The organism is Paragemmobacter ruber (assembly GCF_009908315.1).
Classification (GTDB): Bacteria; Pseudomonadota; Alphaproteobacteria; order Rhodobacterales; family Rhodobacteraceae; genus Paragemmobacter; species Paragemmobacter ruber.
In genome coordinates, this window is the sequence record NZ_JAAATW010000004.1 from 63,672 (window position 1) to 82,182 (window position 18,511).

The window sequence follows — 18,511 nt, forward strand, 5'->3', positions numbered from 1 at the left end:
ACCAAAGGACAATCCGCCCATGTCGATGAGCACCGCCCTTTCCGGCCTGATGGCCGCCCAGACCGAAATCTCGGCCACCTCGCACAACATCGCCAATGTCGGCACCGTGGGGTTCCGGGGCAGCCGCGTCGAATTCGCCGATGTCTTCTCCTCCTCGCCCATGTCCAACCAGCGCACGGCGGTGGGCTCCGGCGTCAACGTCCAGCGCGTGGCGCAGGATTACACGCAAGGCAACGTCGTCACGACCGGCAACCTTCTGGATCTCGCCATCGAAGGGCAGGGGTTCTTTGCCATCCAGCAGGCACCTGTCGGCGCGGCCATGGCGGGGGAAACCCGCTTCACCCGGGCCGGGGCCTTCAACATGGATTCGACCGGCCGCGTGGTGAACGCCTCGGGCGATTCACTCCTCGCCTGGCCGGTGGGGCTCGACGGTGTGGCGCTGACCAACCAGCTGTCGCAGGCCGTGCCCCTGACCATTCCGGCGGAACTCGGCGCGCCGACGCCCACCAGCACGGTGGAACTGCAGGTGGATCTGCCCTCCGATGATGCGATGCTGGGCCAGCAGGATGCCGTCCCGCCCACCAACGCCTTCGATCCCGACGATCCCACCTCCTATGCCTTCCGCACCGCGATCCCGATCTTCGACGCCGCCGGCATGCCGCAAGAGGCCGAGGCCTATTTCTTCAAGGTCTCCGGTCCCGATCCGATCACCGCAGAGACGGTCTACGAACTGCGCCTGATGGTGGAGGGTCAGGAACTGGCGCCCACCGATCCGCTGATCCTGCCCCGCGTCACCTTTGATGGGGCGGGCGCGATCACGGCGGGCGGATCGCTTGACTTCGGGCCTGGCGGGCTGACGGTTGATCTCGGCGGCTCGCGGCTGATTGACGATCCCTTCGTCGTGCAATCGGCCTCGCATGATGGCGCCCCGGCGGGCGGTCTGACCAACCTCGAACTGGATGCCGCAGGCGGTGTCTGGGCCACCTATGGCGACATGGGCCGCCGCCCGATGGGCCAGATCGCGCTGGTGAACTTCGCCAATACGCAGGGCCTCAAGGTGCAGGGCAAGGCCAGCTTCGGCTCCACCTCCGACAGCGGCCCGCCCATCGCTGGCGCCCCCGGCACCCCCGGCTTCGGCAACCTGCGCCCCGGCGCGCTCGAACGCTCCAACGTCGAACTGACCGAGGAACTGGTCAACCTCATCTCCGCCCAGCGCAACTATCAGGCCTCGGCGAAGGCGATGGAAACCTCCACCTCGCTCATGCAGACGATCATGAACATCCGCAGCTGACGCGCCCCCGGCGGATGACCTGACATGGACAAGCTGATCCACACCGCGCTCAACAGCATCGCCCATATCCGGGGCGCGCAGATCGCGAACGCGCAGAACCTCGCCAACCAGACGGTTCCGGGGTTCCGCCGCGACATCATGCCCGAAGGTCAGGCCTTCGTGATGGAGGAACAGGGCGTCCTGCAATCCCGCGCCTACCAGATCCCGCAAGAACATGCCGCCTTCTCGGATCTGGCGGGCTTCATCAACCAGACCGGCGAACCGCTCGATCTGGCGCTGGCCAATGAAGGCTGGTTCTACGTCCGCCCCGACGAAGGGCAGGGCGGCCCGGCCCTCACCCGGCGGGGCGATCTGCGCGTCACCCCCGAAGGTGCGCTCGTCAACGGCGCGGGCGAGGCGGTGCTGGATCAGGGGCTGCAACCCATCACGCTGCCCCCCTTCCGCTCCATCATGGTGAACGAGATCGGCACCATCACCGTGGAACCACTGGATGGCCAGCCCGGCGAACGGGTCGAGGTGGCGACCATCGCCACCACCCGTGCGACAGGCCTCTCGCTCATCAAGGGGCTGGATGGCCACATCCGCCCCACCCCCGGCACGCCCCTGCCGCCCCCCGATCAGACCGGCCGCATCGCGCAGGGCGCGCTCGAAGGCTCCAACGTCAACGCGACCGAAGAGCTGATCTCCTCCATCGAACTGCAACGCAGTTTCGAACTGAACATCCGCATGATCACCACCGCCAAGGAACTGGACGAGGCCGGGTCGCGCCTCCTGCGGATGCCGGAATCCTGATTTTTCGCCCGCGCCGCTAAAATGCAGCGCGGGCCGGTCGGGGGATGGCACGGGGCTTGCAGCATCAGGCGTGACAGACACGCAAAGAGGTGCCCCCGATGTCGACCGATGCAATGCATGTGGCCAAGACCGGCCTCAATGCCCAGCAGCTGCGGATGCAGGTCATCGCCAACAACCTGGCGAACGTGAACACCACGGGCTTCAAGCGCGACCGCGCGAATTTCGAAAACCTTCTCTACCAGAACATCCGCCCCGCCGGCGCCCCCACGTCCGAAGGCACGGCGCTGACCACCCCCCTCGCCGTCGGCACCGGGGTGCGCGTGGTGAACACCGAAAAGCTTTACGCCCAGGGCAGCCTTGTCACCACCGACAACGCGCTCGACCTCGCGATCGACGGGCAGGGGTTCCTGCAGGTCCTGCTGCCCGATGGCCGCATCGGATACACCCGCGACGGCACCCTGTCGCGCAATCCCGAAGGCACGCTCACCACCACCTCGGGCTATGTGATCCAGCCTGAAATCCAGATCCCCGATGGCGCCACCGCCATCAACATCTCGGCCGATGGCATCGTCTCGGTCCAGATCCCCGATCAGGTCGAAGCGCAGGAGGTGGGCCAGATCACGCTTGCCGCCTTCAGCAACCCGCGCGGCCTGGAACCCATCGGCGAGAACTTCGTCGTGGAAAGCTCCGCCTCCGGCCCCGCCATCGTCGCCGCCCCCTATGAAAACGGCATGGGCAAGCTGGTCCAAGGCGCGCTCGAGGCCTCCAATGTGAACGTGGTGCAGGAACTGGTCGACATGATCGAAACCCAGCGCGCCTACGAGGTGAACTCCAAATCCATCTCCGCATCAGACGAGATGATGCGCTTCCTTTCCAACAAACTCTGATCCGAAGAACCTGAGGCCCCCTGATGAAATCCGCCCCCGCCCGTCTTTCCGCGACCCTCGCCCTGCTGCTGGCCACCGCCGCCTGCACCCCCACCTATATCGAGGAGAAAGAGTCGCTGAACTTCGCCCCGGTCTTCCCCGAAGACGCCTATACCGACAGCGCCGCCCTGCCGACGGGCGGGATCTACACCGCGTCCTCGGGCGGCATCTTTGCCTCCGACCGCCGCGCCGCACGGGTGGGGGATATCCTCACCGTGCAATTCGAAGAACGCTTCCAGGCCTCCAAGACGCAATCCACCTCCGGCTCGCGCACCAATGACTATTCCATCGACATGCCCGATGCCCTGACGCTCGGCCTTGATGACGGGGTGCTCGACAACGGGACCGATCAATCCTTCGCCGGTCGCGGGCAGGCCCAGCAGTCGAACTCGCTGTCGGGCCGCCTCTCGGTGCAGGTGGTGCGCGTCCTGCCGGGCGGGATGCTGGAGATCATGGGCCAGAAACGCCTGACCCTGAACAATGGCAACGAATATGTTCGCCTCACCGGCGTGGTCCGCCCCGAAGACATCAGCGCCGACAACGTCGTTCTGTCTGATCGCATCGCCCATGCCGTGATCAAATATGTGGGCGCAGGCACCGTCCACGATACCTCGCGCCCCGGCTGGTTGCGCCGCGGCCTTGATGTGGTCTCGCCGCTGTGATCCGCGCGCTGCTCCTCGCCCTGACCCTGACCCTCGGCCTTGCCCCCGTGGCACAGGCCGACCGGCTCAAGGATATCGCCTCGGTCGCCGGGGTGCGCTCCAACCCGCTGGTGGGCTATGGCGTGGTCGTGGGCCTGTCCGGGTCGGGCGATGGCAATTCCGGTCTCACGCTGCAATCGCTGCAATCGCTGATCTCGCGCCTCGGCCTGACGGTCGAGACATCGGATCTCAACGCCCGCAACGCCGCCGCCGTGATGGTGACGGCCGAACTTGGCCCCTTCATGAAGGAAGGCCAGACGATCGACGTCACCGTGTCCACCGTGGGCTCGGCCAAGTCGCTGAAAGGTGGCACGCTCCTGATGACACCCCTGATGGGCGCGGATGGCGAAATCTACGCCATCGCGCAGGGCAACCTTGTTGTGGGCGGCCTCGGCGTCGATGGGCAGGACGGATCCTCGCTCACCGTGAACATTCCCACCGTGGGCCGCATCCCGCGCGGCGCGATGGTGGAACGCATGGTGCAGGCCCCGTTTCAGGATACCGAAAACCTGATCCTGAACCTCAACCGTCCCGATTTCTCCACCGCCGCCGCCGTGGCCAAGGCGGTGAACGCCGTCTTCGGCGAGGGTGTCGCCACGCCCCTCGACGGCACCTCCGTTTCCGTCCGCGCGCCGCATGATCCGGGCCAGCGCGTCACCTTCATGGGGATGCTCGAGAATATCGAGGTCACGCCCGACGCCCCCGCCGCCCGCGTGGTGGTCAACGCCCGCACCGGCACGGTCGTCATCGGCGGCCATGTCCGCGTCACCCCCGCCGCCGTCACCCATGGCTCGCTAACTGTCTCCATCTCGGAAGACCCGCAGGTGAACCAGTCCGCCACTGTCGTCTCGGGCGACGGCACCGTGATCGTGCCGGGCGAAACCACCGTCACCCCCGACAGTACGGTGACCGCGACGGAAGAGGCCAACCCCGCCTTCGTCTTCGATCCGGGCGTCTCGCTCACCTCGCTCGTCGATGCGATCAACGCCGTGGGCGCGTCACCCTCCGACCTTGTCGCCATTCTCGAAGCCCTGCGCGAAGCGGGCGCCCTGCGCGCCGAACTTGTGGTGATCTGATGGACCTCAAGCCGATCAACGCAGCCGCCCCCTCGCTCTCGCCCACCCGGGGCAGCGCTGCCGACCTGCGCCGCGCCGCCGAAGGGTTTGAAGAACTGTTCCTCACCCAATTCCTCAAGGCCGCCCGCTCGGCCTCGCTGGGCGAAGACATCATGGGCTCCAGCGCCGTGGACAAGACCCGCGACCTGTTCGATGCCGAGATTGCCCGCTCCGCCTCGGCCCGCACCGGCCTCGGCATCGCCGATGCCGTGGAACGGCAATTCTCCCGTTTCGTCACGCCCAACGGAAAGGCTGACTGATGTCGAACATCATGGACATCGCCCGGTCGGCGATCGGGGTCTACCGCACCGCGCTGGGCGTCACGGGCGAAAACATCGCCAACGTGAACACCGAAGGCTATCGCCGCCGCGATGTGCAGACCTCGCAGATCGGCGGCGCCCAGACCACGGTCACCACCATGGCCACGGGCGGGCAGGGGGTGCAGATCGAACAGGTCCGCCGCGCCTTCGATGCGCTGCTGGCCCAACGCCTGCGCACCAGCACCTCCGACGTGTCCGCCGCCCAGGTCCATCTCGATGCCGCAATGGCGGTGGAAACCCAACTGCTGCCCAATACCGGCGGGATCGACGCCGCGCTGGAGGATTTCTTCGCCTCCATCGGCAGCCTTGCCGCCTCGCCTGCCGACACCTCGCTGCGCCGCGTGGCCATCGAATCCGGCCGCACCCTTGCCTCTGCCTTCCAAGGCATCGCCGCAGGCCTGATGCGCCTGCGCGAAGATACCTTCGCCGCCGCCGAACTGGCCGCCACACAGGCGACGGGCGATCTGCGCGACCTGCGCGATCTGCAATTGCGCTTTTCCGCCAGCAACGGGCAGGTGGGCGCCCTGAACCCGCTGCATGACGAACGCGACCGCCTGCTTGCGAACCTGGCCGAAAACCTTGGCATCTCCGTCTCGCTCGATGATGCTGGCCGCGCCACCGTCACGCTCGGCACCCAAGGCGGCGGCCCCCTCCTTCTGAGTGAGAACGGCGCCTCCACCCTGTCCGTCTCGGGCAGCACCGACCTCACCCTCACCATCACCCGCGACGGCACCACCCGCGACAGCCGCATGATCGGCACCGGGGCGCTGGGCGGCTATGTCACCGCGCTGGGCGCCATCAACACCGCCCTGCAAGAGATCGACGCGCTCGCGCGCAAGATCGCGGGCGAGATGAACGCCGTCCACGCCGCAGGCCTCGATCTGACCGGCGCGCCGGGCGGCGACATGTTCGCGCTCGACGGCTGGGTGATGTCGCGGGCCATCACCAATCAGGGCTATGCCCGGACTGTCGTCACCTCGACCGGGCCGGATGTGACTGGCCCCATCACCCTGATCCGCGATAATACGCTGAATGTCTGGCGGGCCGAAGATGCGCTGGGCAATGTCTTGGGCAGCGCCGAACGCCTGCTCGTCCTGCCCGGCGTGACGATCGAGGTGGAAGGCGAACCCGCCGATGGCGACCGCCTCACCTTCACCCCCACGACCGGGCTTGCCGCCAACATGCGCTTCCTGCCCGATGTGCCGGAACGTCTTGCCGCCGCCGTCGCCACGCTGGTGGCCCCCGCGCCCGGGAACCGGGGCTCCGGCTCCGTTGCCATGGCGCCCACCACCGTGGCGCCACCCACCGTTCCCGCCATGGCAACCCAACTCACCGGGGCGGGAACGGCGGCAGGTGCCGCCACGCTGCTGGCGCCGGGTGTCGTGGGCTACATCCCCGCCGGTACCACGGCGGCCAGCCTCGCCAGCCTTGGCGCGCAATCCTCTGCCGATTTCGCGCTCTCCGATGCCGCCGCTGCCACCACGACCAGCCTTTCGGTCACGCTGGACGGCGTCCCCTACACGTTTGACCTCACCACCCTCGCCAATGGCACCCCCCGCCCGGCGGGATGGACCTCGGCCCAGCTTGCCGCCGCCCTGACCTCAGGCCAGTTCGACACCGCCGCCGGCGACACCTTCGCCAGCCTCGGGCTTGCCGCCGCAGGCACCGACGGCGGCTTCACCCTGTCGCGCGCGGGCGGCAACATCACCGCCGCCACGCTGGACGCCCAGCCCGCCGCCCTGTCGCCTGCCAGCGCACAGGGCGGCACGCTCCAGATCTTCACCCGCGAAGGGCGCCAGATCGCAGGCACGCCCATGTCGGCCGCCGACATCGCGCTGCTGTTCACCACGGCAAACGGCTTCCTGCCCGGGGCGCAATACAACACCGATTATCTCGAGGCACCGGGTGGCACCGGCTATCGCGGCCTGTCGCTGGCCAGCGCGCAAGGCACCGGCCAGCAATCGGCCACGCTCCTGCCCCCGCCCCCCGCCACATGGTCCGGCAGCGTGCAGGCCCCCGCCACGCCCGCCCGCACCGTGCTTCTCGAACAGCCCGGCGCCGCGCCGATCACCCTGACCCTGCCCGAAGGCAGCAGCGCCCGCCGCCTGGCCGAGATGATGACCGCCGCCTATCCTGGGCTCGAGGCCAGCGCAGAAACCTCCGTGGCCCTCTCCGTCACGGCCGATGGCCCGGTGCAGTTTCAGCTCGAAGGCACGAATGGCACCGCTCTCTCCGTGTCCGGCAACGTCGCGGGCGGGCGGCTCGACAGCCTCCTTCTCGCCGTCAATGCCCTGACGGGGGCCACCGGGATCACGGCGGAACTTTCGCCCGATGGCACCCGCCTGCTGCTCACGCAGGGCTCCGGCGCCGACATCCGCATCACCGGCTTTTCCCATGGCGCGGGCGGCACCGCCAGCCTGCAACCCTCCGATGCTGCGGGGCAGCCCGCAGGCGCCCCGGTCCTGCTCGGCGCGGGCCAGACCTCCGCCCGCCTGTCCGGTCAGGTGACCCTGACGCAATCCTTGGGCTTCACCGTCACCATCGACGGCAACCGGATTGACTCCGCCGCCGATCCCCTGTCGGGCGGGCTGATCTCCTCCACCTCCGCCGCAGCCGGGGCCGAACGCACGCTCACCTTCGCCTTCAACCCCGCGCTCGATGCCTCGGCCCCCGCCGCCGATGGCAGCGCCGCCGTGGCAGGCCCCACCACCTATGGCCTCACCCTCGGCGGACGCACGGTCTCGCTCAACTCTGCCACCGTTTCGGCCACCTCCTCTGCCGACATCGCCGCCGGTCTCGCCGCCCTTCTGCGCGAAGACATGCCCACCGCCAGCCTAACCGGCGCGGCGCTGGCCCAGCTTCCGGGCGAAGGCGCCTCCACCGTGATCCAGCTTGACGGTCAGGATTACGTCCTGCGCATGACCGGCGGCGCGGTGCAGGTCACCGGCCCCGAAAGCGGCCGCGTGACCGCCGCCTTCGACGCGGGCAACCGCCTGCAGATCGCCGTCAACGGCGGCTCCACCGATGCAGGCTTCATCACCCTTCCCACCTCCACCTCGGCAGCCAGCTTCGGCCTCGCCGCCGCGCAGGCCCCCGTCACCCGCCTGACCGGCCAGCCGGTCACCGGCGCGGGCCTGCCCACCGCCATGACGGTGGAAATCGGCACCACCACCTACACCGTCAACGTCACCCCCGGGCCGACCGTCACGCTGCCCGGCGGCTTCCCCGGCACGGCCAGCGTCGATGGCACGGGAGCCATCACGCTGGAACTGACCGGGGGCGCCAGCCGCGCGCGCATCCTGCCCGGCGCCGATGCGGCGGGCTTCGCCTCGCTCGGCACCGCCGTCTCGGCCAGCGGCGGCAGCCTCGATCTGCTCTCCTCCGATGGCAGCGCGCTGGACGTGGGCGCCACGACCGCCTCCCTCGCGGGGCAGCGCCTCTCGCTGACCAACCTGCCGCCCGAGGATCTGATCGTCGTGATGACAGGCGGCGGCACCCTGCGCCTTGCGGGCAACATCACCGCAGGCCCGCCCCCCACCACCGCCCCGGCGGTGGAACTGCGCGTCCTCGATGCCGCCTCGCGCACCGTGGGCCTGTTCGACATCGCCACCGGCCACTCCATCGGCACCCGCGTCCTTGATGCAGGCGGCGGCGCGGTGATCGACGGCCTCTCCATCGCCGTCACCGGCAACCCCGTCACCGGCGATGCCTTCCGCCTCACGCCCAACACCGACGGCCGCAACGACGGCCGCGCGCTCGATGCCATCCTCGCCCTGCGCTTTGCCGATGTCGCCACCGGGCGCGGCGGCTTTGCCCGCATCCTGTCGGACCTGCAATCCGAAACCGGGGTCCGCGCCGCCGCCGCCGACCAGACGCTGGGCGCCCGCAAGGCCGTGAACGACACCATCCGCCGCGCCGATGCCGAACAAGGCGCCGTCGATCTGGATGCCGAGGCCGCCCGAATGCTCGAACTGCAGCAGAACTATCAGGCCGCCGCGCAGGTGATGACCGTGGCGCAGGAAATGTTCGACACCCTCCTCAACTCGCTCTGAAAGGCTGATCCATGACCGCCAGCATCGGCAACGCCCTTTTCGGCAAGATCGCGATGGAAAGCTTCAACCGCCTGTCGGCCGAGGTATCCGATCTTCAGGCGCAGATCTCCTCAGGGAAAAACGACCCCCGCCCCTCGGCCGATCCGATGCGCGCGGCCAAGCTGTCGGTCGTCACCGAACAGCGCGCCGCCGTCGCCCGCTTCACCGACAACACCGCGCTGGCCACCGACCGTCTCGATCAGGCCGATCTCGCCATCGGCGAGATGGGCAACATCGTCCGCCAGTTCCAGCAGATCGCCATTCAGGCCGCCAACGACACCCTGACCGAAGAGGGCATCGCCGGCCTCCGGGCCGAAGCCTTGTCGCTGCGCACCGCGCTCAAGGCCGTGGGCAACAGCCGCGATACGATGGGCCTGCCCCTCTTTGCAGGCTTTGGCAGCAACGAACCCTTTGCCGAAGGCCCGAATGGCATCGAATATCGCGGCGACGGGGGCCGCCCCACCCTGCGGATGACCGAAACCGCCATGCTCGCCACCGGCCTGAACGGGTCTGAGGTGTTCATGTCCGTGCCCACCGATGACGGCGGATCGACCAGCATCTTCGACATGGTCGATGATCTGATCGCCACCCTCAGCCTGCCGCTCAATCCCGCGCGCCCCGACCACCGCGTCGATCAGCGCGGCCTCTTCAGCCCGGCCACCACCCGCGATCCGGCCACCCTGTCCTTCGATCTCACCGGCCCCGACGGCACCGCCCGCATCTCGGCCGAGGTGATGACCGGCGCGCCGGGGGCCATGCTGGCGGCGATCAACGCGGCCACCCCGACCACCGGCATCACCGCCCGTCTCGCCGATGACGGCGAAAACATCATCTTCGAATCCCGCGGCATGATGACCGTCAGCAACTTCGAACAGCCCACCGCAGGCCGCCAGCCCGTCGCTCAACTCGTGGCGCTGGATACGGCCTTCCAGCCCGATGCCGTGGGCGTCGCCCTGCGTACCGAACGGATGTCGGCCAGCCGCATGGTCGGCGCCTTTGCCGATGCCGTGGGCCATGTCGCCGCCCAGCGCGCCGAGGTGGGCGCCTTGGGCCGCCTCGCCGAAGACCACGCGCAGGTGCTGGCCGACCGCAAGCTGCGGATGGATAAATCCATCGCCGGTCTGCAGGATCTCGATGTCGCCGCCGCCATCACCCGGCTGCAGCAGCTTCTCCTCACCGAACAGGCCGCGCAGCAGACCTTCGTCAAGATCAACAGCACCAGCCTTTTCGACTTCATCCGCTGATCCCGCCGCAAGACAGCCCCCAACTGGCCCGGCACTTGCACCATGCCCCGCATGATCCGCGCGCCCCTCCTGTCCCTCGTCCTGTCCCTCGCGCTGCTGGTTCCCGGCCTTGCCGCGGCCCAGGATTGCGCCCGCCTTGCCGCGCAGGCGGGGGCAGAGGCCGGGCTTCCCGAAGGCCTCCTTCCCGCCATCGCGCTGGTGGAATCCGGGCGCGGCACGGGCAGGGGCGGCATCGCGCCCTGGCCCTGGACGCTCAATCAGGGCGGCAAGGGGATGTATTTCGATACGCGCGAAGAGGCGCTCGCCTATCTGAAACAGGCCGTGGCCGAGGGGGTCACCAATATCGACGTGGGCTGCATGCAGCTGAACTGGAAATGGCATTCCGCAGGCTTTGCCAGCCCCGAAGACATGATCGACCCCGCCCGCAACACCCGCTACGCCGCGCGCTTCATGGTAGAGCTTTACAACCGTCTGGGTTCCTGGGACGTGGCCGCCGCCGCCTACCATTCCACCACGCCCGACCGTGGGCAGCGCTACCTGCAAAAGGTGCTCGCCGCCCGCGACAGCTTCCGCGCCCATCCCCCGCTGCCCGGCGATGCACCCGACGGGATGCCCGATGGCGCTCTGGCCGGGGCAGGGGAGGGGGCCGTCCTTCTCACCGCCATCCCCACGCAGCTGGACGGCATCCTCGCCCATGCCGGATCACCGCTCTTCGCCATCGCCGCGGCCCCGCCCGCTGACGGCTTCACCGGGGAAACGCCTTCCGATGATCCATCGGTTTCGGCCTCTGCGGGTGAAGCTCCCGCCCTCATCGCCGCCGCAGACCGCCCGCCGCCCGCCCGCCCGGATGGCAGGGGGACCGGCGCGACAGCCGCCCGCAAACCGCCGCCCGACCTGCCCATGGTGATCGCCGCCGCCACAACCAGCCTCGCCCTGCCGGAAAACCTGCCCCCCCGCCTGCGCCACCGCTGGAGCGAGGTCGAAGCCATGCGCGCCATCCTCAGCGATGCCCCGTGACGGCAGGATCCGGGCATGATCCGGGGTGTGGCAACCGATTGTAAATGAACAAGAAACCCCCCATCCGAAAGTATGGCATCCCCCCGCACCAAAGACCGTCCGCCATCCGTTTCACCAAGGCCCGACCGACCGTGAAATGATTGCTAACCCGCCGCTCTGGCTATCATGTGAGCGTTAATTGCCGTTGGAGGTTCCTTATGACGACTCATTGGATCGACCGTGACCTTGCCACCAAATCCGTCTTCGTTCCGGTAGCCACGATCGACCGTATCATCGTCGGAGAGACCGCCCCGATGCGCACCCTCAAGCGCATGATCAGTGCTGTCGCCCCCTCCGATGCCGCCGTCCTCGTGCGGGGTCCCACCGGGGCCGGCAAGGAACTGGTGGCCGAGGCGCTCCACCGCGCGTCGGGCCGGCTTGGCGCGCTCGTGGCCGTGAACTGCGCCGCGATCCCCGCCGATCTGCTGGAAAGCGAACTCTTCGGCCATGAGAAAGGCGCCTTCACCGGCGCCGAACGCGCCCGCCCGGGCCGCATCGAACAGGCCGCCGGCGGCACGCTGTTTCTGGACGAGATCGGCGACATGCCGCTGGCGCTGCAGGCCAAACTCCTGCGCGTTCTGGAAACCCGCCGCATCCAGCGCCTCGGCGGCACCGCCGAACAGACGGTGGATTTCCGCCTCGTCACCGCCACGCATCGCGACCTTGCCGCCGCGGTCGAGGCTGGCACCTTCCGCGCCGATCTCTTCTATCGCATCTCGGTCTTCCCGCTCACCGTGCCCAGCCTTGCCGAACGCAGCGCCGACATCCCGCTGATCCTTGGCCGCCTGATCGAAGACTACACCGCCGCCAACCCCAGCGCCGAAGTGCCGCATTTCGACCTTGGCGCCCTGCGCGCCCTGTCCGCCCATCCCTGGCCGGGCAATGTGCGCGAATTGAAGAATGTCCTGATGCGCGCCTTCGTCATGCTGCCGGGCCGCATGGTCACCGCCCGGCATGTGCGTGACAACCTTCTCGGCATGGAAATGCCCTGCGCCGACAGCGCCGAGGTGGTGCTACCCGAACCGCCCGCCCCCACCGCCAAGGGCGGCCTGCCCGACCCGACCCAGTTCCACGATGCGCTGGGCAAGCTGGGCGATATCGACCTGCGCGGCTACATCCGCGATATCGAGGTGGCGCTGATCGAAGCCGCGCTTGACACCCGTCAGGGCAATGTCGCCCAGGCCGCCGACGCGCTGCGCCTGCGCCGTACCACGCTGATCGAAAAGATGAAGAAGTTCGGCATCCGCCGCGGCCTCGTTGCCTGATCACTGGCACCGGCCGGGGGGGGCAACGGCCCCCCCGGGACCCCCCTTTCGCCCCATCCTGAACCGCCTGCGTCAGCTGTCCTTGTTCCACTGCGCCACAAGGTTCGTCAGGTAATTCCCCGTGCTCTTGAGCGACGCGATCGCCGTCTCCATCGCCGTGAACCGCTGCAGATAGCGCCGCTCCAGCAGCACCGCCCGCGCATCCAGTGCCGTGATCTCATCCGTCGCCGCCAGCACCCGCTCGTTCAGCTGATCTTCCCGCTCGGTCAGGCTGTTCGCCCCGCTCGACAGGGCCGCATCCAGCATCGTCTCCAGCGACGACAGGAAGCTCTTGCCATAGCGCACCTCGGTCGATGTCAGATCATCCGGCACCGTCACGATCAGCCCCGAATACTCCCCCCGGAACAGGAAATACTGCGTCCGCCCATCCGGCTGCGACAGGCCCAGCATCTGTTCGCCATTCAGCGTGGCCGTCCCCGTCGCCGGATCGCGGACAAAGGCCAGATTGCCCCCCTTGGCCGTCGATCCCAGGACACCCGTCACCTCCACCCCGTCGGTGGAGGAAGAAAAGCGGTCCGAGAAAACCTTGTCGAACGCCCCCGGATCGGCGGCAAAGGCCGCCTCGAACCGGCGATTGTCCAGCCGGAGCGAGCCGTCCCGATTGGTCGCCACCCCGAAATCGGCCAGCCGCACCGCCGCCCCGCCATAGCCGCTGATCGGCGCCGTCAGCAGGCTGCCCAGATCGGCCTTCAGCTTTTCCACCAGCCGATCCCCGGCCAGCGCGCCGGCATCGGCATCCCCCACGCCCCGCGCCGACAGGTCCGACAACAGCTTGCGCGTGCCGTTCAACTGCTCCACCAGCGCCTGCATGTTCAGCCGCGCGGTTTCGATGTCGCGGGTAAAGCTGATCGCCGTCGTTGTGCCTTCGGGCGCGGTGATGTCCAGCTCCACCCCCGGGATCACATCCGTCATCACGTTTCCGGGTCGCGACACGGCGATCCCGTCCACCAGCAGCACCGCATCCTGTGCCGCCTGGATCTGCCGCGTCTCGTTCGTCAGCGTGGTGTCAAAGACGGCCAGTCCCGGCGTTGTCTCGGCCACGGTAAAGCGCAGCGCCTGGCCCGCGCCTGTCTCGCTCACCACCCCCAGCGAAAAGGTGCCATCCCCCTTGTCCACCACCCGCGCCGACAGGCCGGGCAGCACATCCAGCGTCTCGGCCAGCATCGACAGCGTGGCCCCGGCAGGAATGTTCAGCGTGTTCACCGTGCTCTCGGGGTTCAGCGCGAAGGCCGGATCGCCATTGGCATCCTCGAACCAGACCCCCATCTCGATCTGCAGCGACCCCGCCCCCACCAACGCATCGGCCGAGGTGAAGCCGCCAAACTCCAGCACCTGCCGCTTCGCGATCTGCTCCACCTCGATCGACGTGGTGGCTGTGGACACTTTCGACGGATCGGTGATCTTCACCCCCACGCCCGCATTGCCCGACCGCGCCGCCAGCACCGGGTTTTCGCGCAGCGTCGTCACCGCCGCATTCAGCGCCGTGAACTGCGCCCGCACCTGCCCCAGCGCCGAAATCGACAGCTGCGCCGTCTCGGACCGCGTGGTCTGCCGCGCCTTCAACGGGTCGATCTCGGCCGCCACGAGCGACGTGGTCAACTCGCGGATATTCAACCCCGAGCCGTTGGTGTTCAGCTTTGAAAGGATGTCCACGGTCATGCTGCGGCCCTATGCTTCACCACCCATAACGGCACAGGGCCGCCCCGGGTTTAGGGCATCCCTGCAGAATTCGCGCCACCTTGATCGCCGCCATAATCAATCTCGATCTCGATCCGGCGATTCTTGGCGCGGCCTTCCTCTGTCATGTTGTCGGCGACCGGCGCCGTCTCACCCCTGCTCACCGCCACCACCTGCGACGGATCAACCCGCCCGCTTTCCACCAGTTCCCGCACCACCGATGATGCCCGCGCGGCACCCAGCCCGAAATTGTCCTCATAGGGGGATCCCGACAGGGGCACGTTGTCGGTATGCCCCGTCACGGTGATCTTCGCGTCCGGCCCCAGCGCATTGGTGGAAATCTGGTCCAGGATCTCTTGCGCCTCCGCCGTCAGATCGGCCGAACCCGATGCAAAGGCCCCGCCCGCGCCCACGGTCACAAAGACGCTGCCATCGCGCCGCTCCACCTCGACCAACCCCTGCGCGCTCTGCTCGCGCAGCGCCACGCTCAGCTTGGCCTCGGCAAAGCCGGGGCTCGTGGCGCGCCCGGCCGACGGGCCGCCCGCGCCACCCGATCCCGGCGCCGCCTCGCCGCTGCCCGCCTCGGCGGGCTGGTCCGGCACCGCCACCTGCTGATCCGGCAAGCTGCCCGGCGCGGTGCCGGTCGGTTCCGGCGTATCCCCTGTCAGCGAGGCCAGCGCCTCGGCCACCTGCTCGGCGCTGGGCTGGCCCGCGCCTTCCGGCAGCCGCACCGTCACGCTCTGGTCGCCCTGTTCCACCTGCAACTGGCCCGAGGCCAGCGCCTCCATCAACGCCTCGGCCGCCGCTTCCGCCGCCTCCTGCCGTTCGATATCCTCGGGCGATTGCCCCGGATCGGGGCCATCGCGATTTGGGGCGCGGCCTTCATCCCCGGTCGGCGGTTCCTCTCCCTGCTCGGCATCGGGGGGCAATCCCTGCGGCTTGAAATCCAACTCCAGCACCGTCCCGCCCTCATGGTTCTCCAGGATCGGGGCCACCATCTCGGTGCCAAAGGTTTCGCGCATCGACCCGGCCATCTTCTTGAAGCTCACCTCGTCGAACTTCGCAAAGCCAAGGATCAGCACGAAGAACGCCATCAGGTTGGTCGCGATATCAGCAAATGTTGCCAGCCACGCAGGCGCGCCGACAGGCGGACAGCGCGGCGCGTCGCCGTCATCCTCCTCTTCGATGACGGGCGGCGGCGGGGGCCGCAACATGGTGATCTTTGCCGATGCCGCCATGGCGCAACCCCGCTCAGGCCGCCATCAGCCGCGCCTGCTCGCGCGGGGGCAGCACGGTGACCATCTGATCCTGCACCATGCGCGGGCTTTCCCCGCGGGCAATGGCGCGCAGCCCCTCGATGACCATCTCGCGATAGGTCACCTCGTCGGCGGTGTAACCCTCCAGTTTGGAAAGCACCGGGCCAAAGATCACGTTGGCGATCAGCGCACCGTAAAGCGTGGTCAGCAGCGCCACCGCCATGGCCGGACCGATGGATTTGGGGTCCGACATGTTGCCCAGCATCAGCACCAGCCCGATCAGCGTTCCCACCATCCCCATCGCCGGGCCATAGTCGATCCAGGCCTTCAGGGCGCTGTGGAAACCCTCATGGCGGGCCTTCATCGCCTTGATCTCCTGCTTCATCGCCTTGACCAGCTTCGCCTCATCCGCCCCGTCGATCAGCATCTGCAACCCGCGCTCGAAGAACCGGTCCGGCACCTGCTGGCCCTCCAGCGCCATCATCCCGTCCTTGCGCGCCAGCGCGGCCAGCTCCACCGTCCGCTCCACCACGGCAGGCATGTCAAAGGTCGTGGGTTTGAACGCCTTACCCATCGCCTTGAAGTGGCCCAGAAACACGCCCATCGGCATCTTCATCATCACGATGAAGAACGTCCCGCCAAACACGATGATGACGGAGGCATAATCAACAAAAGGCGCAACACCGCCCGCGTAAATCATCGAGCCGACGATCATAACGATCGCGCCGACCAGCCCGACAAGGGTTGCGATATCCATTCTGCCACTCCCGGGGATTTGGGTCTGGCCCCTAGAACGGCAGCATTTTCGCGGATGATACCCCCTCACGAATTTATCATGAGGTTTCCCTACGCGCGCCCGCACGGGCCCCCGCGCGTCTCGCGCGCATGGCGCAGAGGCACATGTCGCAGGTGCACGGGGGTAAAGGCGGCGCCCCCATGTTTTGCAGGATTTTGCGCCACCCCGCTAAACATCCGTGGATCAGACCGTTGTCATTCCCGAGCGCAGAGTTCGGCGCGATGAAATTCTTCAGGAGGCTGAGACCATGACGACGATCAATACCAATATCGGTGCCATCGCCGCGCAGGCGAACATGACGAAAGTGAACGACGATTTCAATACGGCCATGACCCGCCTGTCCTCGGGCCTGCGCATCAACGCCGCCAAGGACGACGCGGCCGGTATGGCGATTGCCGAAAAGATGACCTCGCAGGTGATGGGCATCAATCAGGCCATCCGCAACGCGGCTGACGGCAAGAACCTGCTGGACACCACGGAAAGCGCGCATGTCGAAGTCTCGAACATGCTGCAGCGTGTCCGCGAACTGGCCGTGCAGTCGGCCAACGATACCAACACCGGCTCTGACCGCGGCAACATCACGGCCGAAGCGCGCCAGCTGATCGCGGAAATCAACCGCGTGGCCGAGAACACCACCTTCAACGGCATGAAGGTCATGGACGGCTCGTTCCAGGGCAAGCAGTTCCAGATCGGTGCCGATGCGGGCCAGACCCTGTCGATCTCGATCGACTCGACCGCCGCCACCAAGATCGGCTCCTTCGACAGCGCCTCGACCGCGTCGATCGCTGCCACCGGCGGCGTCGCCTCGCAAAGCCTCGTGATCTCGGGCTATGCCGGCAACGCGACGGTTCCGGGCGTCGCGGCACGTTCGGCCAAGGAACTGGCCTCCGAAGTCAACGCCGTGTCGGCCCAGACGGGCGTGTCGGCAACCGCCACCACCAAGGCCAAGATCTCCTTCTCCACCGGTGCCGAAGCGGGCCGGGTGACCATGGACATCAACGGCGTCTCCATCGGTGACAACGTTGCCATCTCGGAAGATGCCAACGGCGATCTCGACCTGCGGTCGCTGCGCGACGCCATCAACAGCAAGACCTCGTCCACCGGCGTGACCGCCACGATGGGCGAAAACAACTCCGAAATCATCCTGACCGACGCGACCGGCGGCAACATCGAGATCAGCAACTACGAATCGACCGAAACGCCGACGACCGCCGCAACGCTGGAAGTCGAAGCGCTGGATGCTGATGGTGAATCTCTGGCAACCCCGGCCACGCTGACGCTGACCAACGCGGCAGACGATGCCAACATCACCGGTCAGGTGAACTTCTCCTCGACCCAGGCCTTCGCGATCAACGCGCAGGAAGTGGCGGGCGGCTTCTTCGACACCACGTCGCAGACCTCGTTCAACGCTGAACTGAACTCGGTCGCCGACATCGACCTGTCCACCGCCGAATCCTCGGCCAAGGCCATCGGCGTGATCGACGTCGCCCTGCAGAAGATCAGCCAGGCGCGCGGTAACCTCGGTGCCCAGTCCAACCGCCTCGACTCGACGATCTCGAACCTGACCAACATCTCGGTCTCGGTCCAGACCGCCAAGTCGCAGGTCGTGGATGCCGACTTCGCCAAGGAATCGACGAACCTCGCCCGCGGCCAGATCCTGTCGCAGGCCGCCACCGCGATGCTCGCGCAGGCGAACTCGTCCAAGCAGAACGTCCTGAGTCTGCTCCGCGGCTGACGGTTTCCTGACAGACGAAAGGATGCCCCCGGTCCATCCGAACCGGGGGCATCCCTTTTTTATCAATGGCTTACAGGGTCAATAACCCGCATCTTGCCCCAGCTTTGCCCGATTTCACGGTGTCAAACGGATGTTTTGCGCGACACGCGCAGGTTGCGCCAAACTTGCTGCAAGGAGACCAAACTC

General features: G+C 67.6%; 14 protein-coding genes. 11 read left to right on the plus strand and 3 right to left on the minus strand.

Going from position 1 to position 18,511, the window contains the following annotated elements; all coding sequences use genetic code 11:
- Positions 1 to 19 precede the first annotated feature (19 nt).
- The 10 genes from GU920_RS16330 (at position 20) to GU920_RS16375 (ending at position 12,801) form a co-directional block, all read left to right on the plus strand.
- Positions 20 to 1,291 (plus strand): flagellar hook protein FlgE, encoded by a 1,272-nt coding sequence (locus GU920_RS16330; protein ID WP_161768190.1) that lies wholly within the window; start codon positions 20 to 22, stop codon positions 1,289 to 1,291.
- A 24-nt stretch (positions 1,292 to 1,315) separates the two neighbouring features.
- Positions 1,316 to 2,083: a flagellar basal body rod protein FlgF gene (locus GU920_RS16335; protein WP_161768191.1), complete on the plus strand. Its 768-nt coding sequence runs from the start codon at positions 1,316 to 1,318 to the stop codon at positions 2,081 to 2,083.
- A gap of 98 nt (positions 2,084 to 2,181) precedes the next feature.
- Positions 2,182 to 2,970: a flagellar basal-body rod protein FlgG gene (flgG, locus tag GU920_RS16340; protein ID WP_161768192.1), complete on the plus strand. Its 789-nt coding sequence runs from the start codon at positions 2,182 to 2,184 to the stop codon at positions 2,968 to 2,970.
- 23 nt (positions 2,971 to 2,993) lie between these two features.
- Entirely contained in the window at positions 2,994 to 3,671 is a 678-nt protein-coding gene (locus GU920_RS16345; RefSeq protein WP_161768193.1) for a flagellar basal body L-ring protein FlgH, read from the plus strand.
- On the plus strand, positions 3,668 to 4,786 hold the full coding sequence (locus GU920_RS16350; RefSeq protein WP_161768194.1) for a flagellar basal body P-ring protein FlgI: 1,119 nt from the start codon (positions 3,668 to 3,670) through the stop codon (positions 4,784 to 4,786). The genes GU920_RS16345 and GU920_RS16350 overlap by 4 nt, the downstream gene beginning before the upstream one ends.
- Complete coding sequence (locus tag GU920_RS16355) at positions 4,786 to 5,085, plus strand: rod-binding protein (RefSeq protein ID WP_161768195.1); 300 nt, start codon at positions 4,786 to 4,788, stop codon at positions 5,083 to 5,085. The genes GU920_RS16350 and GU920_RS16355 overlap by 1 nt, the downstream gene beginning before the upstream one ends.
- A complete protein-coding gene (locus GU920_RS16360; RefSeq protein ID WP_161768196.1) occupies positions 5,085 to 9,197 on the plus strand; it encodes a FlgK family flagellar hook-associated protein in 4,113 nt (1,370 codons plus the stop codon). Before GU920_RS16355 ends, GU920_RS16360 begins: the two co-directional genes overlap by 1 nt.
- A gap of 11 nt (positions 9,198 to 9,208) precedes the next feature.
- A complete protein-coding gene (gene flgL / locus GU920_RS16365; protein ID WP_161768197.1) occupies positions 9,209 to 10,480 on the plus strand; it encodes a flagellar hook-associated protein FlgL in 1,272 nt (423 codons plus the stop codon).
- Positions 10,481 to 10,531: 51 nt separating this feature from the next.
- Positions 10,532 to 11,497, plus strand: coding sequence for a transglycosylase SLT domain-containing protein (locus GU920_RS16370; RefSeq protein ID WP_161768198.1), 966 nt, complete (start codon positions 10,532 to 10,534; stop codon positions 11,495 to 11,497).
- Between the two features lie 197 nt (positions 11,498 to 11,694).
- Positions 11,695 to 12,801: a sigma-54 interaction domain-containing protein gene (locus GU920_RS16375; protein ID WP_161768199.1), complete on the plus strand. Its 1,107-nt coding sequence runs from the start codon at positions 11,695 to 11,697 to the stop codon at positions 12,799 to 12,801.
- Positions 12,802 to 12,873: 72 nt separating this feature from the next.
- Here the strand turns inward: GU920_RS16375 and fliD are convergent, their stop codons facing one another.
- The 3 genes from fliD to GU920_RS16390 are packed head-to-tail and all read right to left on the minus strand — an operon-like array spanning position 12,874 to position 16,551.
- Positions 12,874 to 14,520, minus strand: coding sequence for a flagellar filament capping protein FliD (fliD, locus tag GU920_RS16380; protein ID WP_161768200.1), 1,647 nt, complete (start codon positions 14,518 to 14,520; stop codon positions 12,874 to 12,876).
- A gap of 50 nt (positions 14,521 to 14,570) precedes the next feature.
- Positions 14,571 to 15,776: an OmpA family protein gene (locus tag GU920_RS16385; protein WP_161768201.1), complete on the minus strand. Its 1,206-nt coding sequence runs from the start codon at positions 15,774 to 15,776 to the stop codon at positions 14,571 to 14,573.
- A 13-nt stretch (positions 15,777 to 15,789) separates the two neighbouring features.
- Positions 15,790 to 16,551, minus strand: a complete 762-nt coding sequence (locus tag GU920_RS16390; RefSeq protein ID WP_161768202.1) for a motility protein A — start codon at positions 16,549 to 16,551, stop codon at positions 15,790 to 15,792.
- Positions 16,552 to 16,837: 286 nt separating this feature from the next.
- Here GU920_RS16390 and GU920_RS16395 point away from each other — a divergent pair, with 286 nt between their 5' ends.
- On the plus strand, positions 16,838 to 18,325 hold the full coding sequence (locus GU920_RS16395) for a flagellin N-terminal helical domain-containing protein (RefSeq protein ID WP_161768203.1): 1,488 nt from the start codon (positions 16,838 to 16,840) through the stop codon (positions 18,323 to 18,325).
- Positions 18,326 to 18,511 lie beyond the last annotated feature (186 nt).

Bases quoted from the DNA above. Each gene is read 5' to 3' on its own strand.
- GU920_RS16355 (WP_161768195.1), top strand. From the start codon at position 4,786: ATGGACCTCAAGCCGATCAACGCAGCCGCCCCCTCGCTCTCGCCCACC.
- fliD (WP_161768200.1), bottom strand. From the start codon at position 14,520: ATGACCGTGGACATCCTTTCAAAGCTGAACACCAACGGCTCGGGGTTG.
- flgL (WP_161768197.1), top strand. From the start codon at position 9,209: ATGACCGCCAGCATCGGCAACGCCCTTTTCGGCAAGATCGCGATGGAA.
- GU920_RS16335 (WP_161768191.1), top strand. From the start codon at position 1,316: ATGGACAAGCTGATCCACACCGCGCTCAACAGCATCGCCCATATCCGG.
- flgG (WP_161768192.1), top strand. From the start codon at position 2,182: ATGTCGACCGATGCAATGCATGTGGCCAAGACCGGCCTCAATGCCCAG.
- GU920_RS16390 (WP_161768202.1), bottom strand. From the start codon at position 16,551: ATGGATATCGCAACCCTTGTCGGGCTGGTCGGCGCGATCGTTATGATC.
- GU920_RS16375 (WP_161768199.1), top strand. From the start codon at position 11,695: ATGACGACTCATTGGATCGACCGTGACCTTGCCACCAAATCCGTCTTC.
- GU920_RS16385 (WP_161768201.1), bottom strand. From the start codon at position 15,776: ATGGCGGCATCGGCAAAGATCACCATGTTGCGGCCCCCGCCGCCGCCC.
- GU920_RS16360 (WP_161768196.1), top strand. From the start codon at position 5,085: ATGTCGAACATCATGGACATCGCCCGGTCGGCGATCGGGGTCTACCGC.
- GU920_RS16345 (WP_161768193.1), top strand. From the start codon at position 2,994: ATGAAATCCGCCCCCGCCCGTCTTTCCGCGACCCTCGCCCTGCTGCTG.
- GU920_RS16330 (WP_161768190.1), top strand. From the start codon at position 20: ATGTCGATGAGCACCGCCCTTTCCGGCCTGATGGCCGCCCAGACCGAA.
- GU920_RS16395 (WP_161768203.1), top strand. From the start codon at position 16,838: ATGACGACGATCAATACCAATATCGGTGCCATCGCCGCGCAGGCGAAC.
- GU920_RS16370 (WP_161768198.1), top strand. From the start codon at position 10,532: ATGATCCGCGCGCCCCTCCTGTCCCTCGTCCTGTCCCTCGCGCTGCTG.